Source organism: Candidatus Jordarchaeum sp. (genome assembly GCF_052745115.1).
Genome location: NZ_JBRAKS010000005.1, coordinates 1 through 25,695, shown reverse-complemented (window position 1 = coordinate 25,695; position 25,695 = coordinate 1). Strand labels below are relative to the sequence as shown.

The following is a 25,695-nucleotide window of genomic DNA, read 5'->3' as shown; positions in this document are numbered from 1 at the left end:
GAAAGGCGAATTAAATGGGTTACTACGATATAGATGAGCTTCATAAATATTTTAGTGAAGTACTTGGTTGCAATGTGAAGATTATAAGCGTTGGTGGAATGGGTGGAGAAGAGGTAATAAAATTAAAGAAGGCGGGGTATGGTATTCATCGCCTGATAGAAGTAGAGTTTAATGGTGCCCGAAAAAAGTATTTGATAGAAACAGTAGCTCCATCGCAGTTCGGACATGAAACCATGCCAGACCGGGCACAAGTGGTTCTCTTAGCCCATAATACTTATAATCGCTTACCTCTCCATGTGCGTTCGCTCGACTGTGGCGCTTTTCTGAGTGATGGGCGTATCGTTTCAGTAGGTGATGCTGAGGAATTTTTCATGAACGTTGAGTTTGTAGAGGGCACTCTCTACAAAGTTGATTTAGAAAAAATTTCGGAAAGAGGTGGTTTGACTGAACTTGATAGACAGCGGGCTTTAAGGCTCTCCGATTATCTAGTAGAAATCCATGCCCTGAAAAAAAATGAACCAAGTCTCTATATTAAAAAGATTAGAGAATTGGTGGGGCATGGAGAATGCATTTTTGGACTAACCGACTCTTATCCCATTGACTTTGAATTCGCCTACCAATTAAAACTCAGCGAAATAGAGAAAAGATGCGTAGATTGGCGGTGGAAACTAAAGAACTACACCCACAGACTGTCCCAAGAACATGGCGATTTTCATCCCTGGAACATCTTTTTCAGAGAGGGAACAGATTTAAGGGTATTTGATAGAAGCCGCGGAGAGTGGGGGGAGGCCGCAGATGATGTTACCGCCCTAACCATAAATTACATTTTCTTCAGTCTACTTAAGTACGGAAAACTTGAAGGGCCTTTCGAGAAACTTTACCACTTGTTCTTCAACAATTATTTGGAAAAAACAGGTGATGAACAGATACTCCAAGTTCTCCAACCATTTTATACCTGGAGATGCTTGGTTATTGCAAATCCTATTTGGTATCCTGACCTGAAGCCAGATATTCGAATCAAACTGTTTAACTTCATAGACAACGTTTTGAATACTGAAATTTTTGATCCAAAAGAGGTGAACTCGTATCTCAAATAGTTAAAAGCCCCTAGAGAATTTGCTCGAAAAATTCTAATTATTTTAATTTAAAATGTGTTTAAAATCAAGCTAAAATAACTTATAATATTGTTATATTGGATTCCATAAAATTTAATTATTTAATTGCTTTGTACGTTAATTATTTTCCAATGTATATTCGGGTTGATAACTTTGCCAAAAAAGGAAAAGGTTGCGATTTCAGGTTCGGCAGCTTTTGACGTAATCGCATTCACTGAGGCAACACTCGATGAGGTTTTTTTAAAAGCTATTAATAACAAAGAAGAGGATGCGAGAATTAGCTTTTCTTTTTTAGTGAATAAAAAAGTATCATTCGGTGGGACTGCTCTAAACATTGCATATAATATGAAGTTAACCAACGGTAATCCTCTTCCAATATCCTGTGTTGGAAGGGATTTTATCAGCCGGAATTATAAGAAACACCTGGAAAACCTCGATATAGATCTGGGTGGACTAATGGTAAACGATGGGGAAGATACTGCTGAGGCTTATATTGTAACTAGCAAAATAGGAGATCAAATGTCCATTTTCCATACAGGGGCGCTCCAAGATACCTGTAATATAAAAATAGGCGAAATAATAAAAAATAAAAACGTTGAAATGGGCATAATTTCGCCAAACCCGATAAACACAATGCTCCGCCACTCCGACGAATTCAAAAAATTGAATGTTCCCTTTATTGCAGATCCGGGGCAAATGATCAACAATTTTACACCCGAAGAATTACTTGAATTTATTAGCAGAGCATCAATGCTTATAGTTAATGATTATGAAGCAGGATTAATTGAAAAGACATTGCAAAAGAAGTTAAAAAATCTTATTAGCTCAACTATTATTACACGTGGAGCGTATGGCTGCTCCGTCTGCATAGATAATAATCATGTCCATATACCTGCAGTAAAAATTTCCAAACTAGTCGATCCCACCGGAGCAGGTGATGCTTTTAGAGGTGGTTTATTATCCGGTCTTTCAAAAATTAATCCGAAATTAGAAGATTTAACAATACAAGAATTACAAACCGCATGTCAAATGGGAGCAGTCTGCGGTGGATATGCCGTAGAACAAGCCGGAACCCAAAACCATATTTTTACAATAGAAGAATTCAAGGCCAGATACGAAAAAAACTATGGAAAAATCGATGAACAACTAATATACTGAACCTCGATTGATAAAAAACGTCTTTCAACCCCAAGCTTGGATTTAACGATAATAAGAAATACTATTATTCAGTTTGAAGATAGGATATTCGCATCAAAATGTTCAACTTAATTTTAAAAATCGATAATTTCTAAAAGATATAAAATCAACTTAAATAGTTAATAGTATTTTTCAAGAATAACACTAAGAATCTTTTCAGCGTTCTCCTGTGTTGTAAACCTCACAGAATCCAGTAGTATATCCGGGTTTTCAGGCACTTCGTAAGGCACATTTATACCGGGAACCGTATCACTTTTGCCCGTTAACCCCCTCTTATATATGTCTCGTGGTGCCCCATAAGTTTCCTTCCTCTCCGCCTCTCTATTTATGCAAACTTCTAAAGGGCACTCTACATACGCTAATATAAGATTTTCAATTTCCTCCTTCCCCTTTTCACGATAAGTCCTCCGGTTCGCCGTCGCATCCAGAATCACATTCACCCCATTTTGGTTCAAAATCTTTGCTATAAAGACCAGAGTTGCATAAACCACTTCACGTTCCTTCTCACTATAGGTGGGTTCAGGCGTCATCACCTTTCTAAGAATATCTGTACCCAAAACTTGTGCACGAATACCCTTCTTCTCCAAAAGAGACAAAAGCGCTCTCGCTATAGTAGACTTGCCCGCACCTGGTCTTCCACAAATCCAAACCGTCCAAGCCAATCAAGAAACCTCCAAGTAAAACCTAAGTTACCAATTCCTCAAAAGCTTTATTAACCGAAAAATTATTTTCACACCATCAAGTTATTTATTAGAAACAGTTAAAGAACCCTGATAAAAAATTTTATCTATTACAGGTTTCAACCTGAACAGTGACTGAGGTAATAACAATGGGTAGAGTAATAATTGGTGGTTCTTCCTCATACGTCCTAGCAGTAAAACTAGCCAGAGAACTGAAAGCGCCTCTACTAGGAACAGATATAAAAAAATTTCCAGACGGAGAAAAATATGTTCGCATAATTGGAGACCTAGATGGAATCGATGCAGTAGTAATCCAGTCAATGTACTTAAATCCAGACGAATACCTCATAGAATACTTCCTATTAGTAGAAGCCCTAAAAAATTCAGGTGCAAAAAAAGTCACCGGAATAATCCCCTACTTCGCCTACGCACGACAAGACAAAAGATTCAATCCCGGAGAACCAATAAGCCTCAAAACAGTATCCAAACTCATAGAAACCGCAGGAACAGACCAACTCCTCACCGTTGACATGCACCTCCACAGAGTAGACGACATGGGCAAAATATTCAACATCCCTGCAAAAAACCTTACAGCCATACCCGCCATAGCACACTACATAGGAAAAAACCTACCCCTAGAAAAACCACTCATCATAGGACCAGACGAAGAAGCCGAACAGTGGGCTCGAACCGCAGCCACACACCTAGAAACAGACTACGACGTTCTAGAAAAAAAGAGACTAAGCTCAACAGAAGTAGAAATAACAACGAGAGAACTAGAAGTCAAAAACAGAGACATAGTAATAATAGACGACATCATATCAACCGGAGGAACCATCGCAAAAACCATCGAAGCCCTCAAAAAACAAGGCGCAAAAAAAATCGTCGCAGCATGCACCCACCCCATACTTGTAGACAACGCTCTCAAAAAAATATACACAGCTGGAGCCTGCGACGTCATAGGCACAACCACCATACCCTCACCAATATCAGTAGTCGAAATAGCAAGCACCCTAGCCCACGCTTTAATATAAAAAACACATTTCTCAATTACTCCCTATGATATACAGTCAAATCCGCAAATACGAAAAATTTATCTGACAATAAACATTTAAAAATCATGCTCGAAAGAGCCCAGTCCAAAAGTCCCGCAGTAACTCAGACTGGCTAGAGTGCCCGGCTGTAGAGTTGCACTCGTTTAGTGTGGCTTGCCCCAGTAGGCACTCAGACACCGGGATAACTGAGTGCGCCTAGTACTCAGCCCCAACGTCGCTGGTTCAAAGTTTATAGTGTTTCATACACATATCTGAAAGTCCGGCCTGCGGGACCAGTCTTTTTTATGTATTCTTTTCATTCTTCGTTTTTTTATTTTATTATGGTGGATTAGAGTGTGTTTTCTGGGAATGCTTATAAATCTTTTATGTATTTGTTTTAGTAGTTTTGTGGATACCATGGTTTAGTGTTGTGTGATGATTATGATGTTACCTTCGTTGCAGTTGCCGTTAGGGTACTCTGATCCATACGTCATTATTATGAATATTTTGATATTTGGATTCTTCATTTTCATGATTTTCAGTGGTTTGATTTTAAAGGTTCAGACCATGCAGTACTTGGCTCAGATTCGTGAGGTAATTTCTAAACTTGAGAAATGGTCTGATGAGGGAAAAAACACCACGATAAAGATGATTAGGGAGTTAGGTAAACCCGAAAAGGACCCCACTTCTTTGGTTGAGGACTATATGGAGTATATCTTGATTGAACCTGTGGAGCGGGATCCTTCAGGGGTTCTTAATAGACTTGAATACTTGCTTGATGTGAGGAAATCTAGATTCGATGACCTTATTGCCCAGTTAGCACCAGCAGCTGATCGAGATCAAAGAGCCAACATTGATATGACCTTTGAAGCAGCCATGGCACTGCGACAAATGTTCCTAGTTATCCGACATTTCTATTTCATGGGAAAGGAAACCAATAACTACGCTATGATAGTAAGCATCCAGATTGCACTCTCAATGATTATGAAGTATGCAAAGGCCTACTACAGTGCCCTAAAAGCGTTCACTGAAGGTCAACCGATAGGCGACGGAACCGGGGCACTTGTAGCCTCTATTCTTAGGAATGAGTTTTCGAAGAACATGGTCGCTGAGTCTAGTGAAATTGCTGAGGATGTTTCCCTAAATACTACACAGTTTGAGGGTAGGAATGTGTTGATTGTGCGGGCGATTGGTCCGGGTGGGCGTGTTGGGAAGCCGGGTGAAGCAATTGTTAATTTAATTAAGGAATCTAATGGGAAAATAGATAGGGTTATCATGATAGACGCGGGGTTAAAGTTTGAGGGTGAGAAAACTGGTAAGATAGTGGAGGGTGTGGGTGCGGCCATTGGGGGACCTGGGATTGAGAAGTTTAAAATAGAGCAGGAGGTAACGAGCCAGAAAGTTCCTGTGGATGCGGTTATAATCAAGATGTCCATTGAGGAGGCTTTAACTCCTATGAAGAAGGAAATTTTTGATGGAGCTCTTAAGGCCGCTGAACGTGTAAAAAGCATGATTCTTGAACGCACCAAGCCAGGTGACACAGTCATTGTTGCTGGAATAGGTAATTGTATTGGTATTGGTTAAAAAGGGGGAAGGTGGTTATGCCGGGTAGAAGAAGGATTTTTAATTTGGTTTTGTTCACATTCTCAGCCATTATTGCAGCCTTTGGGCTTTACATGCTGTATCTTTACTTTAACCCCACTTTAGATGAACTTTTTTGGGATTTGTTTACTGGAACTAGGAATCAGCGATTGTTCTACGCCTTTTTCGCGTTGTTCATCGCTATTTATCCCATTCTAATTTTTTCCCGCTCCAAACCGGTTACGGAGAGCAAGACGGTGACTGTTGTTAAATGCTATGGTTGTGACTATCGAGAGGTCCGGAATTTCCAGAAAGATGATTATGTTTTTAAAAAGCTAGGGGCTTGTAGTACTTGTGACTCAGAGCAGTACATAAGTGCTATTTACTCCATACCAGTGTCCAAGACTAAGGAAAAGGAGGAAGAATTTTAGGCAGAGGTTACTTCACACCCATTTTTCTTTACAATAAATGTGTGTTCTGCTTGTGAAACAACCCCCCTCTCCCTCTCAACTAAAACCGGATAGGCTTGAATTGTTCCGGTCAATACATATTTTTTAATAAATTCTTGAACCCTCTTTTTTGAAAATTTAGGGCTCAGCCATCTAGAGGCAAAGGGTAGGGTTCTAAACTGATGAGTGATGTATGATAAAAATTGGTCTGAAGTCTTCTGGCTAGCTAGTCTGAAAATATAAGAATATTTGGAATCCTCAACTATTCCCGCTCCCGTTGTGCTAAAAGGTTCCATAGCGTAAACTTCTCCCTCTTTTAGGGTGAATCCTATTATTGTTTTAACATTTGGAATGGATTTTCCAGCGTGGAGATTATATTGGTCTAATAGATGGCCTGTAAGATTGGATATTGGTTTAAAGCCGAATTCCTTTATAGTTTTTTCAATTATTTCTCCTATTTGGCTAGATTTTACTCCATGCTTAATAAATTTTAAAGCATTTTCAAGAGCAAGCTCTGAGGCTTTAATTAATTCTAGTCCCACTTTTCCTACACTGACTGTTGATGCGGTGTCGGCGATGAAACCATTAACATGAACGCCTATATCCACTTTGACTAAAGCTTTGGAGGGGATTCTAGTTGTATCATCCGGGGGCGAGGTGTAGTGTGCAGCAACATCGTTCACTGAGATGTTTAACGGGAAAGCGGGTTTTCCTCCGTCACTTATTATTTTCTTTTCTAATGTTTCACAGATTTTTATTAATGGGGTGCCCTCTTTAACAATTTTTTTAGCTTCCCCTCTGATTTTTGCTGCTATACTGCCCGCTGTCCTGTAATTGTTTAGGGCGTCATCGTCAAGCATTGTTTATATCCTCTTATTATGTTTCTAATATGTATGGTACTAAGTGTTCTATGAATATTATTATAATTGTTATCAAACCTAATGTTTATTCTGGAGAAGATTCTATGGCTCACAAGTATAAATTGGTAGGCGTATCAGGGACCTTTGATAAGCTTCATATCGGGCACAAAGCAATATTAAGTAAGGCTTTCGAGGTAAGCGAGCGGGTAATGATTGGTTTAACTACCAGTAGAATGGTCCAGAACAAAGAATTGGCAGAAAAGATAGAACCATACGAGGTAAGAAAGGAAAAGTTGGAAAAATTTCTAAGAGAACAAGGATACATAGATGCGGCTGAAATAATAAGCCTAGATGATCCTTACGGTCCGGCTATAATGGATGCGGGATTAGAAGCTCTTGTTGCAACAGAAGAAGTCTTATCAACAGTAAAAAAAATTAATATAATTCGAAAGGAGAAAAGCTTACCCCCCTTGGAAATTGTAATAACGCCTATTATCTTAGCCCAAGATGGACACCGTGTTTCAAGTACACGAATTCGTGAAGGAAAAATCGACGAGCAGGGAAAGGTATTGAAATGATCAATTTTATTTTCAACAAAATTAAAAATTATCCCAATTATATGTTGAAGACGGTTATAACTGTATTATTTTTCTATATAATTTTTACAAATCTACTCAACAGTGTTTTATAAAACATGACTAAAAATATTTATGAGCATTTTTTAGTAATAGTAACCCAAATTTTTTTAAGAGTTCTCAACGTTTGGTTAACGCTGAGCCAGAAATTATTAACCGCCCCATAGGTTTACTGCTCTGGAGGAAAAATCATGGTCAATAAACAAAGGAAACTAAGAGAAATAGAAATTAAAGTTCTAAAAGCCCTAAACAAAAACAAAACCGAAATTAAAATCAGTGATTTAGAAAGAGAAACCGGGCTTGACCATATTGCAATAGTTAGAACCTCAGCATGGCTAAGCGAGAAAGGCTTAGTAAAGCAGAAAGAAATTCAAAAAGTTCACGCCGAATTACTTAAAGAGGGCTACACATATGTGGAAAAAGAACTCCCAGAGCGAAGCCTTTTAAATACCATTCTAAAATTAGGTGGTAGTGCAACATTATCCCAAATTTCTAGAGAAACCAAACTTTCCGATAAAGATTTTAAAATAGCCCTTGGCTGGATTCGAACAAAAAACTGGGCTAAATTTAAGAAGCAAGATGAGGAAACTCTTCTACAGGTTAAAGAAATTCCACCCTTGGGAAAGGATGAAGAGCTATTAAAAGTTTTGGGGGATAAAGGTGAAATTGACGTTTCACAACTTCCAAATGAAACAATGAAAATACTTGATTCGTTGCAAAAAAGAAATCTAATAAGGCTACATCCAGAAACAGTTCGTTCCCTAATTATTACCGAGGAGGGAATAAAACTCATTCAGTCCGGTGTTACGGTTTCGGAAGAAGTAAGTATCTTGACTTCGGATCTCATAAAGTCTGGAAAATGGCGTGAAACGGTGTTTAGAAAATATGATGTTGAGACTCCGGTTAAAGTCATTTATCCTGGAAAAATTCACCCAGTTATTGAATTGATTAACGAGATTAGGGAAATTTTTCTGGATTTAGGATTTACAGAAATAAGGGGGCCTTTTGTTGAATCTGCTTTCTGGAATTTTGATGCCTTATTCCAACCCCAGGATCACCCCGCTCGGGAGATGCATGACACTTTTTATTTAAAATTTCCTACAACCGCTAAACTCCCAAACAAAAAAATTGTGCAAAACGTATCTAAAACTCATGAAGATGGATGGGAAACCGGTTCCACAGGCTGGGGTTATAAATGGAGCACTAAAGTTGCTCGTCAAACAATTATGAGGACACACACTACAGCAACAACGATTCGTTACCTAGCAGATCATCCTGATCCTCCGGTAAAGGTATTTTCTGTGGACAGAGTTTATAGGAATGAAAAATTGGATTATAAGCATTTAGCAGAATTCTTTCAAATCGAGGGTATAGTTGTTGACGAGAATGTGACTCTCAGAGATTTGATGGGAACCTTAACCGAATTTTACAAGCGCCTTGGATTCGAGAAGGTTCAGTTCTGGCCGAGTTATTTTCCATACACGGAGCCTTCGCTTCAATCCACGGTGTATGTAGAAGAATTCGGTTGGATTGAACTCTGCGGGATGGGGATTTTTCGCCCCGAAGTAACAATTCCCTTCGGTGTTAAAGTTCCAGTTCTTGCCTGGGGCGGAGGTTTTGAGAGACTTGCCATGCTCCGCTTAGATTTAGAAGATATTAGAGACCTTTATAGAAATGATTTGGGATGGATAAGAAGAACCCCCATTGTTTTCTAAGATTGGTTGGAGGAAATCAAAATTCCAGTAATAACTCTAACATGTAAACGGATGAGCGAGCTATTAGGAAAAAAAGTTGATTCCAACGAACTCGAAAATGTGGTTCCCTGGATCGGACTTGATATAGAGGAAAAAACAGAAAATTATCTTAAAGTTGAGTATAATCCTAATCGACCAGACTTCTCAAGCCAAGAAGGAATCGCACGTGCTTTACGGGGATTTATGGAAATAGAAACCGGGCTTCCAAAATACAAACTATCGGGGAGCGGTGTAACAGTAAGGGTTGATCCTGCCCTAGCAGAGGTTAGACCTTACATAGTCTGCGCAATTGTAAGGAACGTTTCATTTAATGATGAAAATATCGTAGAACTTATAGGAATGCAAGAAGACCTGCACTGGGCTATAGGGAGAAATAGGGTAAAGTCTTCTATAGGTATTCACGACTTTGACAGTGTTGAACCACCTTTTGAGTATCGGGCCGTTGATCCAGATGGAATTAGGTTTGTTCCCCTAAACTGGGCGGTGGAAATAACACCTAGAGAAATTTTGGAAAAACATCCAAAGGGTATAGCTTATGCCCACATAATGGAGGGTAAGTCCAAGTATCCTATCATAACCGATGTTAATAATGATGTACTATCTTTCCCTCCCATAATTAATGGTGTTTTAACTCAGCTCACGGAAGAGACCAGAAATCTCTTTATAGATGTAACTGGAACCACTATAAGAGACATTACTAGTACCTTAAATATTCTGGTAACGGCATTAGCGGAGGGAGGAGCAAAGATAGAGAGTGTGAAAATGGAGTATCCTGATGGTACAATAACAACTCCCGACTTCACCCCTCAAAAATGGAATGTTAGTCCTGACTATGTCAACCGTTTACTAGGATTAAACCTTTCACAAAAAGAAATTATTAGATCCTTGGAAAAAGTTCGTATGGATGCTAAATTAGATGATGGTAAACTAAAAGTACTGGTTCCCGCATATCGCCATGATATTATGCACGAAGTGGACTTTGTGGAGGAAGTAGCCATAGGATACGGACTGTATAACTTAAATCCTACTATTCCAGAAACTGTGACCATTGCGGAAAGTCATCCTTACCAAAAACTATCTTATTTTGTGAGAAGTATACTTACGGGATTAGGGTTCAATGAAGTAATTAGTTTTACATTAACCAATATTAAAGAACACTATGAGTATATGAGAACTGATGGTAAACCAGTAGAACTGCTTAATCCTGTGAGTTCCGATTACAATATGGTAAGAGATGCCCTACTACCAGGGTTAATTAAGATTTTTAAAGTTAATAAACATGAGGCACTTCCCCAAAAAATATTCGAAGTAGGGGATGTTGTATTTTATGATCCAGACGCTGAAACTAACGCTACGCGTAAATTATGCGTCACAGCAGCAATTACCGACAAGGAAGTGGGATTTACCGATATAAAAGCTATTGCTGAGGCTCTTCTAAGGGAACTGGGATGTAAACAATGGAAATTCAGTCAGATATCTTATCCGAGCTTCATTGAGGGGAGAGCGGCTTCTGTAGAAGCAGACGGAAAAATGATAGGAAAAATTGGTGAGATTCATCCCGAAGTATTAAATAATTTCGATTTAGAGTATCCCATAGGGGCTTTCGAATATGATCTTGAACCTTTCTTAGAACAGATTAAAAAATTTGGAGGGAATTAAGAAATGAAACCTGTAATTGTTATTGTTGATATGCTTAATGATTTTATTTTGAAGGTTGCATCCCTAGAGTGTGCTAAGGGACGAGAAATCATAAAACCAATAAAAAGCCCCATCTAACATGGAAGAAAGAAGAATCCCAATAACATATATAACAGACAGCCATGGTCCAATGTTAGAGAGTTCAAAATATGGTTACCCTATGCTGTAGAAAATACCAAGGGCTTAGATGTTATAGATGAATTAAAACCAGATAAGGTAAACCTAATTATTAAAAAACTTATGAGGGCTTTTTCAAAACAAAACTGGATAAATCTCTAAAAGAAAAGAAAATTTACTGCTGATACTAAAAGGGGTATGTACAGACATCTGTATTTTGCATACCGGTAGCAGCGCTACTTGGATATAATATGAAAATCCCCAAAGAAGCTGTGGCCGCACTAACAGATTAAGGTCACAATTTTGCTCTGAAGCCTTTAGAGAATATAATCAAATCAGATGTTGATAGTTTGAATAATATGATAAACCAGATTTAGTCGAACTATGCCAAATGATAAAACCTGAATGAAAAGTTGTTACTTTAGCCATTCTCTATCTTTTTCTAAAAAATATAGTGCGAATTTTTCGGCAAAATTAGAATTTTTATTAAGTAATTGTCGAAAAACTTTTATATCACAATATATAAATCCCTTAGCTATCCAAACTTTTTCTAATGGAGTTTGAAATTCATGAACAATCCCCTTGATGAAAGCAAAAAAGGCCTATGCCAAGGTATCGCCGGAGAAATAGCGCTATCAGATGATCCAGGTAGAGTAATGCGCAAGTGGCGGGAAAAATTCCAGATCCCACAGAAGGATTTAGCTGAGATTCTAGAAATCAGTCCTTCAGTGATAAGTGATTATGAGAGCGGTAGAAGAGTGTCTCCTAGAATAGATACCATCAGAAAATTTGTAGAGGCACTTGTCTACCTTGACCAGCTGAAAGGCGGACAGATAGTTAATGGCTTGACTAGGATCTTAAGTCGAGAAATTCCTTCTGAAATCATACTGGACATCCGAGAGTTCCCCTACGCTATTAAATCTGAGGTTTTATGTAAACATTTAGAATGTGAAATATTAGCCAATGATGAAATGCTAAGTCAACCCATATACGGATACACCGCCATAGATGTTATTAATGCCATAGTTCAACTCTCCTCCGACCAGCTTCTTATGCTATATGGAGCCACACCCCAGCGGGCAGCCATATTCACCAACGTAATTAGTGGAAGAGCATCTATGGTAGCGATTAAAACTAGTCAGATGGGCACTACACGCTCATTGAAACCTTCTCTACTCATAATTCACGGACCTAAGAAAGTAGACCCACTGGCTGTAAAAATTGCAGAAGTAGAACGTATCCCTCTTGCACTCTCAACAATAAAGGATACTGACTCTCTAATAAGAACATTAAGAAACTTTATGACAAGCGAAATACCAAAAACAATAACCACACCCTAAAAATAAGCCCTAAAAACGTTTCACTTATCTGAATTTGCAACTTAGCCTCAAACTGATTATACTTAAAGTTCCTCCCTAAGATCTATGATATCTAGAGCTCCGGGGCCAGTACCTATAAGACTTACCGGAATTTTTATTGCTTCCTCTATCTTCTTTATAAATATGCGACCCTCTTCGGATAATTTTTCTATTGATCTAATCCCGCTGCATTCAGGGTAGACTACATCCAATTTTGTTATTGCGGCTTGTGTAGCACCATTTATCATAACCGCTCTTTTTGCCAATTCGAAATTGAAGGGTGCAGACCTTCTTTTCCTTCCAGTTACTGTAGCGGTTTCAAACCAGCCCCGCCTCTTAGCTTCTTCTTCGGATATTTCTCCTGGAAGGTGCCCTGCTCCCACTCTAGTGGTATAAGATTTGAAAACAATGATGACCTCGTCAACTTTGGTCGGCCCTATTCCTAAATCGGCACAAGCTTGAGAGGCGGTGGTATCCTTACTGGTTACGAAAGGATAGGTGCCATGGTAGAGTGAAAGAAATGTACCCTGTGTTCCTTCTACTAAAACATATTTTCCCCTATCAATTGCATTATTGATCTCTAATGGAACGTCCGTAATATATTGTCTAAGATCAGGTATATCTTTTGCCAGTTTGACTTTCCGCATAACCCTCTCCACATTACAAGGCCCACATCCACTACCCGTACTTCCAATTCTCTCTTTAAGAAATGAGGAACTTCTGTCTTCTTCAATGTGTTTTTCTTCAATTATTGCACACTGACCATCAATTTTCAATCTTTCCCCAACACCGGTTTCTTCTGCTTCTTTTTTTAAAATCTCAGGATTAACTAGCACACCAGGACCTATTAGTATATTAGCATTTTCTTGGATGAATCCACTAGATATTTGTCTCAACTTATAGGTTTTGCCTTTGTACACGACGGTGTGTCCTGCATTTGTACCAACCCCTGCCCGTGCACACACTGAAGGTTTATCCTTTATTGCCAGATAGGAAACAATTTTTCCTTTTCCTTCATCTCCGAAGAAGCCACCAACCAGAATATGACAAGTCAAACCTTAGCCTCCACTAAAATTTTTGTAAAACAAATTCAATTTTTCTTCTTTCTAATTGTAAACCCGCATTTCTGATGTCTGAAATTATTTTTAAGTATTTTCCTATCCTAGTTATCATGATATATAGAAAGGTTTTTTGTGTAACAATTATATTCACCTATTAGAATTGTTTTATCAGAATTGAACGGATTGGAGAGTCAAAACATATGTGGAAACTAATTCGCCCCGATGCGTATCGAGTTTGGAATATTGATGCTGTTCAAGAGAGACTCTGGAGGTATTACGAGGTATTCAATAATAGACTTAGTGCAAAATTTCTAATCGCTTTGAAAGTTGGTTTAGAGGAGGATTTAGACGCTGAAACTGACAAGCTCTGGAATACACACGATAAGACTAGTGGTGTTTTCCGAAGTCTGTTAAAGCGTGTTGACATGGATGAGATAGAATTGAAAAAGATGGATACGCCAAAAATTTCTTATCTAGATCTTAAAGTCGAACTCGCCCGAAGGATTTTATCAGAGTGTCATTTCTGTGAAAGGAGATGCGGAGCCAATAGATTGATGGATGAAAAGGGATTTTGCAGATTAGGAAAAGAATCTTACGTATCTTCCGCATTCATGCATACTGGTGAAGAAGCCCCACTGGTTCCCTCTGGCACAAACGCTTGAGAACTATCTTCTCTTGCGGTGCAATCTTCTTCTCCAGCTGCACGTTTAAATGCGTATTTTGCCAGAACTACGATATTTCAACAAATCCGAAAAACGGTGTTAAAACCTCAGAAGAAAATCTTGCAGCAATTTGTAGAGACCTAAGGAGAGAGGGCGCGCGAAATATAAATTATGTGGGCGGAGATCCCACACCCAACACGTACACTATTTTAAAAGCTATTCGAGAAACCAAAGAAAATGTTCCTCAATTATGGAATTCCAACATGTACTGTTCCAAAGAATGTATGAAACTTTTACTTGATGTTATGGATTTTTGGCTTCCAGACTTCAAATACGGCAACGACGAATGCGCCGAACAATTAAGTAAGGCTCCAAAATACTGGGAAATAGTTTCTAGAAACCACAAAATGGCCTATGATGAAACCGTGGAGCCTGGAACATCGGGCATGATAATTAGACACCTCGTTTTACCAGGACACATCGAATGCTGTACTGAACCGGTTCTGGAGTGGATAGCCAAAAACTGCTCAAAAACTTTGGTTAATATTATGGAACAGTATCGCCCACAACACGAAGTGCCAAGAAATATTGAGTATTCAGACATAGATAGGAGAGTGTCTCGTGAAGAGATGGAAAAAGCTTATCGAATTGCAGATAAATTGGGGATTATTTGGCGTCCCGTTTCCTAATATGTTAAAAAATTCTATTCACATTCCCCAACTATATTTATCTTGGTTCCACAGTTTGTACATGTATTATCTTTGGTGAGATTGCGTTCCTCAATTGTGTATCCCCATCGCCCTATAATCAATTGTTTGCACGATGGACAGTACGTGTTCTCTCCCTGACCAGGGATGTTTCCACAATAAACATAGTGAAGCCCCATATTTTGGGCAATTTCTCTAGCCTTAACTACCGTTGATATTGGAGTTGGTTCAAGGTGTTGCATTTTGTACTGAGGATGAAATCTAGAAAAGTGAACAGGAACACATAGCCCCAGATTTTCTATTACCCATTCGACAAATTTTGTTATTTCATCCACACTATCATTTTTTTGAGGAATTATCAGGTTCGTAATTTCAAGGTGAATGTTTTTTTCTTTTATAAGCACTATGGCATCCAAAACTGGTTGAAGGCTTCCTCCGCATATTTCTTTGTAAAACTTTTCAGTCATTGCTTTCACATCAATATTGGCGGCATCTATTAGAGGGGCTATGTTTTCTATCGCCTTAAGAGTGGCGTAACCGTTTGTAACCAGAACATTTTTTATATTGTTTTTACGGGCAATCTTAGCTGTATCGTATACAAATTCATAGAAAACAAGGGGTTCATTATAGGTATATGCTATGGATTTACTGCCTCGATTCTTAGCAGCTGATACGATCTCTTCAGGTGAAAATTCTCTTGTCAAGCCGGATTCTGGTTCGGCCTGAGAGATGGTCCAGTTTTGGCAATGAAGACAGTGAAAAGTACATCCAACTGTTGAGATAGATAAGGCGGTGCTTCCCGGATAAAAGTGGAATAATGGTTTTTTCTCAATGGGATCAACAGCCATAGCCGAAATAGAAGAATAAACTAAAGAGTAAAGAACTCCCTCCACGTTTTCTCTGGTTTTACACCTCCCTCTCTTTCCAGGTTTAATTATGCAGAGATTGGGACATATACCACATTTTACGGCATTATCTTCAAGCTTCTGGTAAATCATTGTTTCCTTTAACAAGGATTTCACCAAGAATAAAATATTTTTGAATGAGTTAACTTTTTGCTTATAAATTATGTAATCAATCAATCGGCTTTTCGAAAATCTTGGTAATAAATATTTTTTGGTATTCTAAGGATATCTTCTTAACCATATATACTCTAATATAATTTTTTAATAGGATTTTGAGGTAGAACAAAGTTCTACTTTTCCCATAATTACTACTTATCTGGCTTTCGAATTAATTTTCAAAGAGGTAAATTTTTATCGAATTTTAGTAGATTGATGTTTAGAGAAGGTTGATGAATATTGTCTAGAATAACAGTTATACCTGGTCCAAGTTCACAGCTTTTGGCACTACGCATCTCTAGATATTTGAAATCAGATGTTGTACCCATTGAATTTAAGACCTTCCCTGACGGAGAAAGATACATTCGACTTAAAGAGGAAAATATAAATAATCACGCTGTTGTTGTTCAGTCTATAGTGCCACCAAACCCGGATCGAAGTATAATTGAACTCTGTTTTATACTTAAAACTCTTAAGGAATTTGGTGTGGAGAAAATTACCGCAGTGATTCCCTATTTTGCTTATGCTCGCCAGGACAAAAGGTTTATGCCCGGAGAGGCGGTAAGCGGAAGGATAGTTTGTGATATCATTCAGAATGCGGGAGCTGGTGAGGTAGTGACCGTGGACATTCATAATAAAAGAATTTTAGAGAATTTCAAGATTCTTACAAAGGATGTTAGTGCCGTTCCCCTAATTGCTGAATATTTAAACAAGTTTGATCTGAATGATCCTCTAATTATTTCGCCAGATGAAGGGGCCAAAGAGCGGGCTAAAAATCTTGCGGGGTTTATGGATGCTGAATATGTGATTTTTAGTAAATTCAGGGATAAATATACCGGAGAAATTGAAATTAAAATGAAAGAAATCAATGTTAATAATCGTGACGCAGTTATAATCGATGACATTATTAGTACAGGAGGCACCATGGTAAGTGCGATTGAAATCGCTAAAAGCCAAAATGCTAATCGAATTTACGCGGCGTGTACTCATGCAATTTTGGTGGGTGACTCTAGATTTAGAATTTTTAATGCTGGGGCCAATGAGATAATTGGAACTGACACCGTTCCCAGTGATGTTAGTTTCGTGTCCGTAGCCCCTGCTATTGCTGAGGCGTTAAAATAGTGATACAGGATCAGTTTTATGTTTTATCAGGTGAAAATCCAACCATTCCGAGTGCCGAATGTTTAGCAATTCTTGAAAGCCTAAATATACCATTTAAAGCAGAAAAATATGATCAGGTACTAGTTTTAAAAGTGGAGGAGAAGGCTTGGCAACTAATAGCTGAGCGAGCTGCGATGGTTCATAGGTGTTGTATTTTACTAGCTAAATGCGAAGCTGGTCTCGACCAGATAGTGAGTTCGGTTCGAGAAATAGATTTTGAAAGATACATTTCTGATATAGACACTTTTGCCGTTAGAATAAAGCGTGTAAAAAACTATTCACCAGAATTAGATTCATCTTTTCTTGAGAAAGAAATTGGATACCTTATCCATAAAAATGTAGGATTAAAAGCGAATCTTAAAAATCCAGATAAACTATTCTATGGAGTCTTAACAGAGTCTATGTTCATATTTGGAATTAGTGTGCGAGAATCCGAAAGAAAAAAATTAAGTTTAAGAAAGGCCAAATTTAGACCTTTTTTTGTTCCAAGCTCTATGAATCCCCACCTTGCAAGGGCGATGGTTAACCTGTCTCGAGCTCGTCCCAAAAGAATTTTTTATGACCCTTTCTGTGGTGCGGGTGGGATTCTAATTGAAGCAGGACTTATGGGCTGTAAAATTATAGGTTCAGACATTGATATAAAAATGGTTAAAGGGGTGGAAAAAAACCTTAAACATTTCAAGCTGAAAGACTGGAACATAATAATGTCCGATGCTAAAAACTTACCAATAAACAGAGTTGATAGTATAGCAACAGATCCCCCCTACGGAGGATCTGCTTCCACAAAAGGCACCGCTACTGAAAAGTTAATTTCAGCTTTCATAGAGGAAATAGCTAGTATATCCGGTTCGATTGGAAATGTTTGCATAGGGGCTCCTTTGACAATTGATTTTAGCGAAAAAATTAAGGATACTGGTTTACGAATAATAGAAAAACATTTGATCTATGTACATAAGAGTTTAACTCGTCAAATTATAGTACTAAGGATGTGAAAGAATCGCTTAAAATTATTATCTTAGGAACTTCGGGTGGAATTCCCACAGTAGAGAGAAATCTCCCTGCAATTGCCATAAAGAAAGATAGAGAAATTATTTTATTTGATTGTGCTGAGAGCACACAAAGACAGATGGGCAAGGCAAAACTAAGTGTAAGCAGGATAAGTAAAATTTTTGTAACACATCTTCACGGGGACCACATAATGGGGATTCCCGGTATACTTCAAACACTTTCACTTCTAAACCGCAATAAGCCATTGTATCTTTTTGGTCCAAATGGCTTAATGGATTTTATCACAGCTATAAAAAAAACTGTAGAATTTACGCTTACATTTGATATTTACGTTAAAGAGGCTGCTGAAGGAGTAGTATATGAAACTAATGATTATTATATTGAGTGTGTTAAAACAAGGCACACTAATTCCTCGTTTGCTTACGCTTTTGTAGAAAAAGATAGGCCGGGAAAATTTCATCCTAATAAGGCATTGGCACTCAGGATACCAATGGGGCCGCTGTGGAAAAAATTACAGCAAGGAGAAACTATCACCCTGTCTGAAGGAAGAAAAATAGAACCCAGCGAAGTTGCGGATCCCCCTAAACCAGGAAGAAAAATAGTGTACTCTGGAGATACAGCACCTTGCGAGTCTGTCAAAAAAATAAGTAAAAATGCAACGCTCCTAATACATGAGAGCACTTATGGAGATGATTTGGAAGAAAAAGCATTCGAAACCAATCACAGCTCTGCATCACAGGCCGCAAAGATAGCCGAAGAATCCAGTGTACAAAAGCTACTTCTCACCCATATAAGCCAAAGATACTCAAATCCAAAAGAATTGCTAGAACAAGCCCAAAAAATTTTTCAAAACACCATTATTGCAGAAGATTTGATGGAAATAACATTGGACTAACGGTAAAGCGAAATAAAAAAGCTACAAAAAATCAGGGACTTGTTAATGATTTTAAATAATGTATGCTGTTGTACGAATCTCCTAAATCATTATTCTCTACTACAACATATCCTTTAAAATTTAACTTCTCCAATGAGCGAATCAAAAATTTCCAATCCAAAACCCCTTTCCCAATCTGGAGGTGGGCATCTCTGTCTCCCCTATTATCATGTGCATGCACATGCTTAATGTAAGGTCCAACATTCTTTAAGAATGGTTTTAAACCTCCGGATCTTTGGGCGTGACCAGTATCTAGGCATAAACCCAAATCAGAATTCCCAAGTTCCTGAAATAGTCTTTCTACCTCATGATGGTTAGAAACCAGAAAAGGATAAGGAGGCGCCATGTTTTCAACCACAATTTTAGGCGAGCCTAGTTTTTCTGCAAAATCAACTATATGTTTTATTGAAGCAATGAAGCTTTTCCAAGCTATTTCGGGAAAATGTATAGTGAAAGGTGAAAGTAGTCCGGGATGTGTAACAAAAATTTCTGCCTCTAAAGCATAGGCTCTTTCAACAGCTCTATCCATAAAATCAAGTAATACTGATTGGAGTGGTTCTGGCGAAGCTAAATTGATACTGGCAAAAGGTGCGTGAACGGTAAATGAGATTTTGGACGTTGATGCTGCGTCTTTTAATATTTTTATTCGTTTTGGGTTTAAGTAGTGAAATCCTTCCTCGATTATTTCCCAACAATCTAGTTCTAGGCCTTCTGGGATGTTTTCAATTGTTTTCACAATTTTATTGAAATGGTTCTTTATGAAAGGCATGGTTGAGATTCCTAATCCAATGTGGCTCAAACTGTTTTCTTCCTTTTAAATATCTATAGGGGGTTCACGCTCTAATGGTTTCCCATCAACCGTTTTGGGGCAGAGCCAGTCAACTAACTCTTCTATTTTGGTGCTTCTAATATTTACTTTTATAGACCCCATGGGGGATTCTGCTTCTGGTTGGCAGAAATGCATTTTCCCCATGAATGCTGCCTGTTTGTGAAGGTAGAATGTTACCGTATCATCAACAATATTTCTTTTCATTAATTTTCTTGCGGATTCAACTATGAGTTGATCTCTTAAACGCTGATACATTTTCGAAACCGCCTCTAATCCCTGAGCTTTGCCATAAAGAACTTTTTGCCTGTCTCTTTCCAAGAGAGTGTACTCCGCTTCTACAACCGTTTTTAGAGCCTTTTCCACCTTTTCCCTGCTTTCCGTTGGGTGTACTGGTGCCTCGATTTCTAGCTCTATCATTTTGTTATCTCCTCTAAAATTTTCTCCATATTTTTAATTAGTTTTTTCTCGCTTCCCTCATTTACGATTAAATAATCTGCCTGAGCAATTGCTGATCCTATTCCGTAATTTAATTCTCTAGCATCCCTTTCTTGAAAAGTTTTCAAATCCTTTGTGTCGTCGAGGCGCTGGCGTTCGTATAGGCGTTTAAATCTGGTTTTAGGTGATGAGTGAATAGCAATTAATGTGAAGTCTGGGTAATGCTTTTTAAAAAGTTCTATCTCTTCGAGACTCCTAATGCCTTCCACAAGGATCACAGGCGTTTTTTCTCTTTCGATTTTATTCAGAGTTCTAATTGCAACTGCTTGCTCTCCCTCCTCTTTCCGCAAGCCCATTGATACCTTACCCACACTATATGGTGTTTCTTCCAAACCTCTCATTTTTACCTCGTCACGAACCACATCTCCCATCGCTACCACAGGTATACCCATCTTCTTAGCTATATTGACTGCCAAAGTTTTACCGCTTCCGGGCATCCCGACAAGACCAATGACTTTCCTCAAACCCCTGCACCTATCAAAATATAGAAAACTGATTTATAGACTCTACTTGGAATTAAAAATAATTTGGAAAGCTTTTAGCTTAAGTAAACATTCTAGGTTTTTCTTTTGACGATTTTTCGTTAAGCTGACTAAGTATTGAATCAATTATTTCCTGTGTCACACACTTCTCATCTTGCAGAATTGCTTTATGAAGCGCCGCCTTCAGTATTTTATCCTTAAGATCCCTACCCGAGAAGCCTTCAGTCTCTTTAACAATTTTTTTAAGATCAGCTTTTACCGGCATGGGAACCTTTTTAATATAGAGCCTAAGTATTTGTTCCCGATCTTCCATACTAGGGAGCTTAAACTCAATCTCTTCTTCAAATCTACTTCTTATCGCTTTATCTATAATAACCGGATTATTTGTTGCTCCAATACAGACCACACCGAAGTTAGCGCTTAGTCCATCCATTTCACCTAAAAGGGCGCTTACTATTTCTGATACGTCGCCTCTTATATTTTGAAAGCTGCGGTCTAATCCTATAGCATCAATTTCGTCCAAGTATAAGACACTTGGAGCATTATCTGAGGCTATTTTGAAAATTTGGTGCACTCGTCTTGAAGCATCTCCCACATTAACCCCTATTAAATCCGTTGATTTAACTAAATAGAAGGGTGCATTTGTTTCGTTAGCTAAAGCCTGAGCAACCATGGTCTTACCGGTTCCAGGCGAGCCGTAAAAAAGGATGTTTCTTGGAGCCCAATCTCCAAAAGCCTCTGGTTTTTCTAAATATTTTTTAATTATCAAGCACTTGTTTTTAGCTTCGCTCTGGCCCACTATGTCTGAGAAGTGTACCTTGAGTCTTTTCTCCTGTATTAAGGGTTTTCTTTTTAGAATGAAACGCGTGGAAAAACTAATTCTTCCCTGATTTGGATGCGTATCACTGACTTTGAAAGCAAAATCTGGAAAAACTAACTGGTCGAACAGATAATCCCCTTTCTTAATATAAATTCCTGCCCATTGTTCTCGGGCATAGGCTTGAAAGAGTTCAACATCATCCGTCAGTAAAGCAATTGGGGAGTCTTCTCCGGCAATACGAAAAGGATAACCTGATGGCTGAAGCTCAACAACAGAAAGAGATTGGACACGGCTCCTTTTTGTTTCAGGTTTTTCCCGAATAGAGGAGGATAGATGTTGAATCTTCTCATTTTTTTCTTTCAAAATTCCCTCACCATCTAATTTGTGACACTATTGCGGAAATCTTGTAGTTCCATTTTTAGAGTTGTATCTCATGAAATTCAATAATTTTAAGATTTAAAGGTTTTTTTATAATATTTTCTTGTCGAACCCCCACAATATATTCTACCCCTTTTTCCTGTGAGATGTCCACCAGCCTCTGAGTAATTACCCCATCCAGAATAATGGCTTTCACCAAGTCTAATTCTTTCAGATATCCTGCTAATGATAATACCTCTATTTCCTCGATTAACTCAAAGTTTTCCCCTAAAAGTATAGCCTTGTTTGAAGCTTTTATATCCGATAAGTAGTTTATAATCGGTTCAGGAAGTTTAATCTGTGGAGGAATTTCAATTCTCGAAGGCCTTTTTTCCTTTTCTTTTTCCCTTTTCTCTTTTTCTCTTTCCTTCTCTATCTCTTTTTCTCTTTCCTTTTCTTTTTCCCTCTTTTTCGGTTCTTCTGCTTCTATCTGTTCTAATGGTAGCTTATTTCTTAATGCCTTAACCAATTCTTTTTGGCTGAGCTCTTCAACCTCTTTTCCAGGAGGGGCACGGGCTACATAATCTATATCTGCTACTTGTTGGAACTCTTTTAAAATTAAATCTCCACCTCTATCTCCATCTAGAAAAGCTGTAATTGTTTTTTTCTTTGCAAGATCAATTATGGTCTTTGGAATACTTGTGCCTTCAACTGCAATCACGTTTTTATAACCGCATCTTAAAAGGTTGAGAACATCGGCTCTTCCCTCAACCACTATCAACTCATCGGAAGAATCTATACTAGGCCCCGCGGGCAACTCCTCAGATCCATATTTTACAATCTCAGCAACTCGAACTGCGTCCATAACTTCATCTGTGAGTTGCTGGCTTTCCGGGGACACATCTTCAGACCATTTCCGGATAATATCAGCGGCTCTCTGAACAATCTTCTTTCTTTTAATCTCCCGAACATCCTCAATTATCTCCAAAGTAACATGCGCCATGCAAGGTCCGACCCTGTCCACGGACTCTAAAGCCGCCGCTAACATTGCAGTTTCCACTTTATCAAGACTTGAAGGAATTATCACCGTTCCCGTTGCTTTTCCACCATGTGATTCTAAATTAACTCTTATTCTTCCTATTCTACCTGTTCTTTGTAGCTCACGAAGATCCAATTCGCTACCTAGGAGTCCTTCCGTCTGTCCAAAAATCGCTCCAACCACATCTGGTTTTTCTACCACTCCCTCAACATCCATTTTAGCTTTTATGATGTACTTTGTTGTGGTAACTTCGTTTCGATTAACCATGATAAGCGTCACCTCCAAGATAAATAAAGGCGTGTAAATGAGTAAATTTTAAACAATGATTGTGAATTACATGAAATATTAGCGTAAGATACAAATTATTATCATTTAACGATACTTTTCGGAATAATTATGTCTTTCTCTTAATAAATGATGAAGATAATTTACCTGTTGAAAATAGTACTTTTTCGTGTTTGGTTTTCAAGGGTTAGATAAGAGGATGCTAAACCCTCTACGTCGCAGGTAATCTTGGAAATTAGATTTTTAAATCTCCTCCTGAAACTTAGTGTTAAATCAACCTTGTGGCCGTCCAAATATCGAATGATGCGCGAATTCAATTCTTGTCCCTTGCGGTCAAAATCGGTCAGAATTAAGAAGTCATCAAACTGAGCAAGATTATCAGCAACTTCTAGAAGATTTTTTCCAGATAACTTAAGAATCGGCCCACTAATACCTAAAGTTCTCAAACTTCTCTCATCTTTATAACCTTCAACAATGATGGGAACTCCTTTTTCTGAAAACATTTTCAGCATTGAGATTAACTGTTCCAATTCTTCAAAGAAAATGTTCGAAAGCATACTCAACCGTCCATCTTAGGAGGAAAACCAAAGGTAAATTCTGTGTGCATGATATAAAACTGAGCAAAATAAACTTTTCTTATTTAAAAAACCCGTATCAACCATTTTTAAGATAACTATTATCTTGTTACCGTTATTCTTTTTAAAGTTTTAAGAAGATCACGTGCCTCACTATTTTTTTCGAAGTGTTTCCTAACGTTTTTCAAAAGGTCAATTAATGCTTCTGCTGTGGCTTGTTTCAGATCAAGGGGATGCAGATTGCCACTAGCGTAAGCTGACTTCAACTCTTCAAAGCTAGTAAAATCTACAGGACCTCCAAATTTTTCCTTACGTTCCACATGAAGCTTAAACCCCCCTCTGGAAAAAAGAAGAAGCCTATTTACTTCAATCACCGGATTGAAATCCACCTGCTTCGGTGGACAAAAGGCAGAACCAATCTTTTCCCTTATCTCCTGTGGGGTATCATGTATGAATATCGCTGTTTGAGGTTTGGATTTCGACATTTTGGCATCCATCAAAGCATCCTCATCCTCAGCATCCACCTCCATCCTCGACAAGCCTTCCAAACCAATAAGAAGAGGCGTGTGAATAGCCACCGGTTTCCAATCCAATCCAAACTTAGGAGCCAATTCCCTCGCAAGTACATGCGCCCTTCTCTGATCAGTTCCACCCAGACACACCTTAAAACCAGAGTAAATAATATCAGCCACCTGTATACAGGGATAAAGCGTTTTCGAATAATCCGCCTCCGCCTCATCAACCTTACGCCCCATAATACTCATAGCCCTCTTAACCCGGGCAAGCGTGACATTCTTACCAATATTCATAACCGTAGCCCAATAATCCAAATCATCCATAAGATCCTCCGCCTTCGGAAAATGTATTTTTCCAATATCTACACCCAATGATTGTAAACAATGCTCGACGTATCTCGCACAAGTGTGTATAGTCTCCATATCTCCGCCAAATTTATCGTTAATCTTCGCATGCCAAGTTGCTTCAAGAACATACATATCAAAATCCGCTAGAACCAAATCCTGAACTTTCCAAGCCCAAATCGCCCAACCTAAATGAAATATTCTGGAACCCTAGTCCATCTAAAAGGTTTGTCCAGAGGGTTCAACCCCAATGTAGGCTTTAGGGCGACTCTCCACTTCCAATAACTCTCGCAAATCCTCAACAGTGATAATCTCTGATAAGCCACGCAACACCATCTGAACTCTTTCTTCAGTATTCATCAAAACTACCTCCAGTACAACATCTCAGTATACAAACCACAAACACCAATACCAGATGCAACCAAAATATATGCGAAAATTAATCATAGAACCTTAATTAAAATTTTCCTCTGGCAATATTTAAAAGCAGAATTCTCGGAAGAATGTGCATAATACATACACGTAGACATCCTACACTCTAATCCAAAAATGTTAACGCTAATTCCACTAAAAAGTATAAAAGCTGGTAGTCTCCCCTAATCCTGTTGGTTTATATAAAGAACTGACTTATAATAGCCTATGGTTAGAGATCGAGAACAAACCACACGTCAGGTTCAACAACTACTGGAAAAAGACAGAACCTGCCCCAATGAGGCATGCCCCGACTTTGGGAAGACAAAAACGGGGAACATCATCAAGTACGGACACACTGATGGCGGACGACAACGCTACCTCTGCAGAACCTGCGGCAAAACGTTCACCGCAACCAGGCGATAGATTCGCAAAATCTTTGGTTTTTATAGCGTTTAGTAACCCTTTTT

27 protein-coding genes and 1 tRNA gene are annotated in these 25,695 nt (G+C 38.4%); 16 read left to right on the top strand and 12 right to left on the bottom strand.

The window, feature by feature from the left end; genetic code table 11:
* Positions 1 to 14 precede the first annotated feature (14 nt).
* Positions 15 to 1,097 carry an aminoglycoside phosphotransferase family protein gene (locus ACUVXA_RS00930; protein WP_445869349.1) on the top strand — a complete coding sequence of 361 codons (1,083 nt, stop codon included), beginning with the start codon at positions 15 to 17 and terminating at the stop codon, positions 1,095 to 1,097.
* Between the two features lie 171 nt (positions 1,098 to 1,268).
* On the top strand, positions 1,269 to 2,273 hold the full coding sequence (locus ACUVXA_RS00925) for a PfkB family carbohydrate kinase (RefSeq protein WP_445869348.1): 1,005 nt from the start codon (positions 1,269 to 1,271) through the stop codon (positions 2,271 to 2,273).
* Positions 2,274 to 2,431: 158 nt separating this feature from the next.
* On the opposite strand, the gene ACUVXA_RS00920 is transcribed toward ACUVXA_RS00925, so the two are convergent.
* A complete protein-coding gene (locus ACUVXA_RS00920; protein ID WP_445869347.1) occupies positions 2,432 to 2,974 on the bottom strand; it encodes an adenylyl-sulfate kinase in 543 nt (180 codons plus the stop codon).
* A gap of 167 nt (positions 2,975 to 3,141) precedes the next feature.
* Between ACUVXA_RS00920 and ACUVXA_RS00915 the strand changes: the two genes are divergently transcribed.
* The 4 genes from ACUVXA_RS00915 to ACUVXA_RS00900 all read left to right on the top strand — a co-directional run bounded on the left by ACUVXA_RS00915 (position 3,142) and on the right by ACUVXA_RS00900 (position 6,038).
* Positions 3,142 to 4,026 (top strand): ribose-phosphate diphosphokinase, encoded by an 885-nt coding sequence (locus ACUVXA_RS00915; protein ID WP_445869346.1) that lies wholly within the window; start codon positions 3,142 to 3,144, stop codon positions 4,024 to 4,026.
* Positions 4,027 to 4,139: 113 nt separating this feature from the next.
* Positions 4,140 to 4,322 (top strand) — tRNA-Tyr (locus tag ACUVXA_RS00910).
* Positions 4,323 to 4,467: 145 nt separating this feature from the next.
* Positions 4,468 to 5,610, top strand: coding sequence for a DUF1512 family protein (locus ACUVXA_RS00905; RefSeq protein WP_445869345.1), 1,143 nt, complete (start codon positions 4,468 to 4,470; stop codon positions 5,608 to 5,610).
* A 17-nt stretch (positions 5,611 to 5,627) separates the two neighbouring features.
* A complete protein-coding gene (locus ACUVXA_RS00900; protein WP_445869344.1) occupies positions 5,628 to 6,038 on the top strand; it encodes a hypothetical protein in 411 nt (136 codons plus the stop codon).
* Here ACUVXA_RS00900 and map read toward each other — a convergent pair.
* Entirely contained in the window at positions 6,035 to 6,916 is an 882-nt protein-coding gene (gene map, locus ACUVXA_RS00895; protein WP_445869343.1) for a type II methionyl aminopeptidase, read from the bottom strand. The two genes, ACUVXA_RS00900 and map, sit on opposite strands and share 4 nt — an antisense overlap.
* 104 nt (positions 6,917 to 7,020) lie before the next feature.
* Here map and ACUVXA_RS00890 point away from each other — a divergent pair, with 104 nt between their 5' ends.
* The 4 genes from ACUVXA_RS00890 to ACUVXA_RS00875 all read left to right on the top strand — a co-directional run bounded on the left by ACUVXA_RS00890 (position 7,021) and on the right by ACUVXA_RS00875 (position 12,460).
* Positions 7,021 to 7,494 (top strand): phosphopantetheine adenylyltransferase, encoded by a 474-nt coding sequence (locus ACUVXA_RS00890; RefSeq protein ID WP_445869342.1) that lies wholly within the window; start codon positions 7,021 to 7,023, stop codon positions 7,492 to 7,494.
* A 248-nt stretch (positions 7,495 to 7,742) separates the two neighbouring features.
* A complete protein-coding gene (gene pheS, locus ACUVXA_RS00885; RefSeq protein WP_445869341.1) occupies positions 7,743 to 9,266 on the top strand; it encodes a phenylalanine--tRNA ligase subunit alpha in 1,524 nt (507 codons plus the stop codon).
* 6 nt (positions 9,267 to 9,272) lie between these two features.
* Entirely contained in the window at positions 9,273 to 10,964 is a 1,692-nt protein-coding gene (gene pheT / locus ACUVXA_RS00880; RefSeq protein WP_445869340.1) for a phenylalanine--tRNA ligase subunit beta, read from the top strand.
* A 725-nt stretch (positions 10,965 to 11,689) separates the two neighbouring features.
* Positions 11,690 to 12,460 (top strand): helix-turn-helix domain-containing protein, encoded by a 771-nt coding sequence (locus tag ACUVXA_RS00875; protein ID WP_445869339.1) that lies wholly within the window; start codon positions 11,690 to 11,692, stop codon positions 12,458 to 12,460.
* 62 nt (positions 12,461 to 12,522) lie between these two features.
* On the opposite strand, the gene ACUVXA_RS00870 is transcribed toward ACUVXA_RS00875, so the two are convergent.
* Positions 12,523 to 13,533, bottom strand: coding sequence for an adenylosuccinate synthetase (locus ACUVXA_RS00870; protein WP_445869338.1), 1,011 nt, complete (start codon positions 13,531 to 13,533; stop codon positions 12,523 to 12,525).
* Positions 13,534 to 13,739: 206 nt separating this feature from the next.
* On the opposite strand from ACUVXA_RS00870, the gene ACUVXA_RS00865 reads away from it, so the two are divergent.
* The gene (locus ACUVXA_RS00865) at positions 13,740 to 14,201 is read left to right on the top strand and encodes a hypothetical protein (RefSeq protein ID WP_445869337.1); all 462 of its coding nucleotides are present in this window, start codon (positions 13,740 to 13,742) and stop codon (positions 14,199 to 14,201) included.
* A complete protein-coding gene (locus tag ACUVXA_RS00860; RefSeq protein WP_445869336.1) occupies positions 14,198 to 14,890 on the top strand; it encodes a radical SAM protein in 693 nt (230 codons plus the stop codon). Before ACUVXA_RS00865 ends, ACUVXA_RS00860 begins: the two co-directional genes overlap by 4 nt.
* 14 nt (positions 14,891 to 14,904) lie before the next feature.
* On the opposite strand, the gene amrS is transcribed toward ACUVXA_RS00860, so the two are convergent.
* Positions 14,905 to 15,930, bottom strand: a complete 1,026-nt coding sequence (amrS, locus tag ACUVXA_RS00855) for an AmmeMemoRadiSam system radical SAM enzyme (protein ID WP_445869361.1) — start codon at positions 15,928 to 15,930, stop codon at positions 14,905 to 14,907.
* 279 nt (positions 15,931 to 16,209) lie between these two features.
* Between amrS and ACUVXA_RS00850 the strand changes: the two genes are divergently transcribed.
* The 3 genes from ACUVXA_RS00850 to rnz are packed head-to-tail and all read left to right on the top strand — an operon-like array spanning position 16,210 to position 19,033.
* Positions 16,210 to 17,091, top strand: a complete 882-nt coding sequence (locus ACUVXA_RS00850) for a ribose-phosphate diphosphokinase (RefSeq protein ID WP_445869335.1) — start codon at positions 16,210 to 16,212, stop codon at positions 17,089 to 17,091.
* On the top strand, positions 17,091 to 18,122 hold the full coding sequence (locus ACUVXA_RS00845; RefSeq protein ID WP_445869334.1) for a THUMP domain-containing protein: 1,032 nt from the start codon (positions 17,091 to 17,093) through the stop codon (positions 18,120 to 18,122). Before ACUVXA_RS00850 ends, ACUVXA_RS00845 begins: the two co-directional genes overlap by 1 nt.
* Entirely contained in the window at positions 18,119 to 19,033 is a 915-nt protein-coding gene (gene rnz, locus ACUVXA_RS00840; protein WP_445869333.1) for a ribonuclease Z, read from the top strand. Before ACUVXA_RS00845 ends, rnz begins: the two co-directional genes overlap by 4 nt.
* A gap of 31 nt (positions 19,034 to 19,064) precedes the next feature.
* On the opposite strand, the gene ACUVXA_RS00835 is transcribed toward rnz, so the two are convergent.
* The 8 genes from ACUVXA_RS00835 to ACUVXA_RS00800 form a co-directional block, all read right to left on the bottom strand.
* Entirely contained in the window at positions 19,065 to 19,871 is an 807-nt protein-coding gene (locus ACUVXA_RS00835; protein WP_445869332.1) for a sugar phosphate isomerase/epimerase family protein, read from the bottom strand.
* A 15-nt stretch (positions 19,872 to 19,886) separates the two neighbouring features.
* Complete coding sequence (locus ACUVXA_RS00830) at positions 19,887 to 20,318, bottom strand: RNA-binding domain-containing protein (protein WP_445869331.1); 432 nt, start codon at positions 20,316 to 20,318, stop codon at positions 19,887 to 19,889.
* The gene (locus ACUVXA_RS00825; protein ID WP_445869330.1) at positions 20,315 to 20,860 is read right to left on the bottom strand and encodes an AAA family ATPase; all 546 of its coding nucleotides are present in this window, start codon (positions 20,858 to 20,860) and stop codon (positions 20,315 to 20,317) included. The genes ACUVXA_RS00830 and ACUVXA_RS00825 overlap by 4 nt, the downstream gene beginning before the upstream one ends.
* A gap of 79 nt (positions 20,861 to 20,939) precedes the next feature.
* Entirely contained in the window at positions 20,940 to 22,040 is a 1,101-nt protein-coding gene (locus ACUVXA_RS00820; protein WP_445869360.1) for an AAA family ATPase, read from the bottom strand.
* A gap of 76 nt (positions 22,041 to 22,116) precedes the next feature.
* Positions 22,117 to 23,361, bottom strand: a complete 1,245-nt coding sequence (gene dnaG / locus ACUVXA_RS00815; protein WP_445869329.1) for a DNA primase DnaG — start codon at positions 23,359 to 23,361, stop codon at positions 22,117 to 22,119.
* Between the two features lie 161 nt (positions 23,362 to 23,522).
* Positions 23,523 to 23,936 carry a toprim domain-containing protein gene (locus ACUVXA_RS00810; protein WP_445869328.1) on the bottom strand — a complete coding sequence of 138 codons (414 nt, stop codon included), beginning with the start codon at positions 23,934 to 23,936 and terminating at the stop codon, positions 23,523 to 23,525.
* A 119-nt stretch (positions 23,937 to 24,055) separates the two neighbouring features.
* On the bottom strand, positions 24,056 to 25,015 hold the full coding sequence (locus tag ACUVXA_RS00805; protein ID WP_445869359.1) for a tyrosine--tRNA ligase: 960 nt from the start codon (positions 25,013 to 25,015) through the stop codon (positions 24,056 to 24,058).
* Between the two features lie 18 nt (positions 25,016 to 25,033).
* Positions 25,034 to 25,174 (bottom strand): hypothetical protein, encoded by a 141-nt coding sequence (locus ACUVXA_RS00800; RefSeq protein ID WP_445869327.1) that lies wholly within the window; start codon positions 25,172 to 25,174, stop codon positions 25,034 to 25,036.
* Between the two features lie 279 nt (positions 25,175 to 25,453).
* Between ACUVXA_RS00800 and ACUVXA_RS00795 the strand changes: the two genes are divergently transcribed.
* Entirely contained in the window at positions 25,454 to 25,651 is a 198-nt protein-coding gene (locus ACUVXA_RS00795; protein WP_445869326.1) for a transposase, read from the top strand.
* Positions 25,652 to 25,695 lie beyond the last annotated feature (44 nt).

Bases quoted from the DNA above. Each gene is read 5' to 3' on its own strand.
- ACUVXA_RS00930 (WP_445869349.1), top strand. From the start codon at position 15: ATGGGTTACTACGATATAGATGAGCTTCATAAATATTTTAGTGAAGTA.
- ACUVXA_RS00915 (WP_445869346.1), top strand. From the start codon at position 3,142: ATGGGTAGAGTAATAATTGGTGGTTCTTCCTCATACGTCCTAGCAGTA.
- ACUVXA_RS00905 (WP_445869345.1), top strand. From the start codon at position 4,468: ATGATGTTACCTTCGTTGCAGTTGCCGTTAGGGTACTCTGATCCATAC.
- ACUVXA_RS00900 (WP_445869344.1), top strand. From the start codon at position 5,628: ATGCCGGGTAGAAGAAGGATTTTTAATTTGGTTTTGTTCACATTCTCA.
- map (WP_445869343.1), bottom strand. From the start codon at position 6,916: ATGCTTGACGATGACGCCCTAAACAATTACAGGACAGCGGGCAGTATA.
- ACUVXA_RS00890 (WP_445869342.1), top strand. From the start codon at position 7,021: ATGGCTCACAAGTATAAATTGGTAGGCGTATCAGGGACCTTTGATAAG.
- pheS (WP_445869341.1), top strand. From the start codon at position 7,743: ATGGTCAATAAACAAAGGAAACTAAGAGAAATAGAAATTAAAGTTCTA.
- ACUVXA_RS00875 (WP_445869339.1), top strand. From the start codon at position 11,690: ATGAACAATCCCCTTGATGAAAGCAAAAAAGGCCTATGCCAAGGTATC.
- ACUVXA_RS00865 (WP_445869337.1), top strand. From the start codon at position 13,740: ATGTGGAAACTAATTCGCCCCGATGCGTATCGAGTTTGGAATATTGAT.
- ACUVXA_RS00830 (WP_445869331.1), bottom strand. From the start codon at position 20,318: ATGATAGAGCTAGAAATCGAGGCACCAGTACACCCAACGGAAAGCAGG.
- dnaG (WP_445869329.1), bottom strand. From the start codon at position 23,361: ATGGTTAATCGAAACGAAGTTACCACAACAAAGTACATCATAAAAGCT.
- ACUVXA_RS00810 (WP_445869328.1), bottom strand. From the start codon at position 23,936: ATGCTTTCGAACATTTTCTTTGAAGAATTGGAACAGTTAATCTCAATG.
- ACUVXA_RS00800 (WP_445869327.1), bottom strand. From the start codon at position 25,174: ATGAATACTGAAGAAAGAGTTCAGATGGTGTTGCGTGGCTTATCAGAG.
- ACUVXA_RS00795 (WP_445869326.1), top strand. From the start codon at position 25,454: ATGGTTAGAGATCGAGAACAAACCACACGTCAGGTTCAACAACTACTG.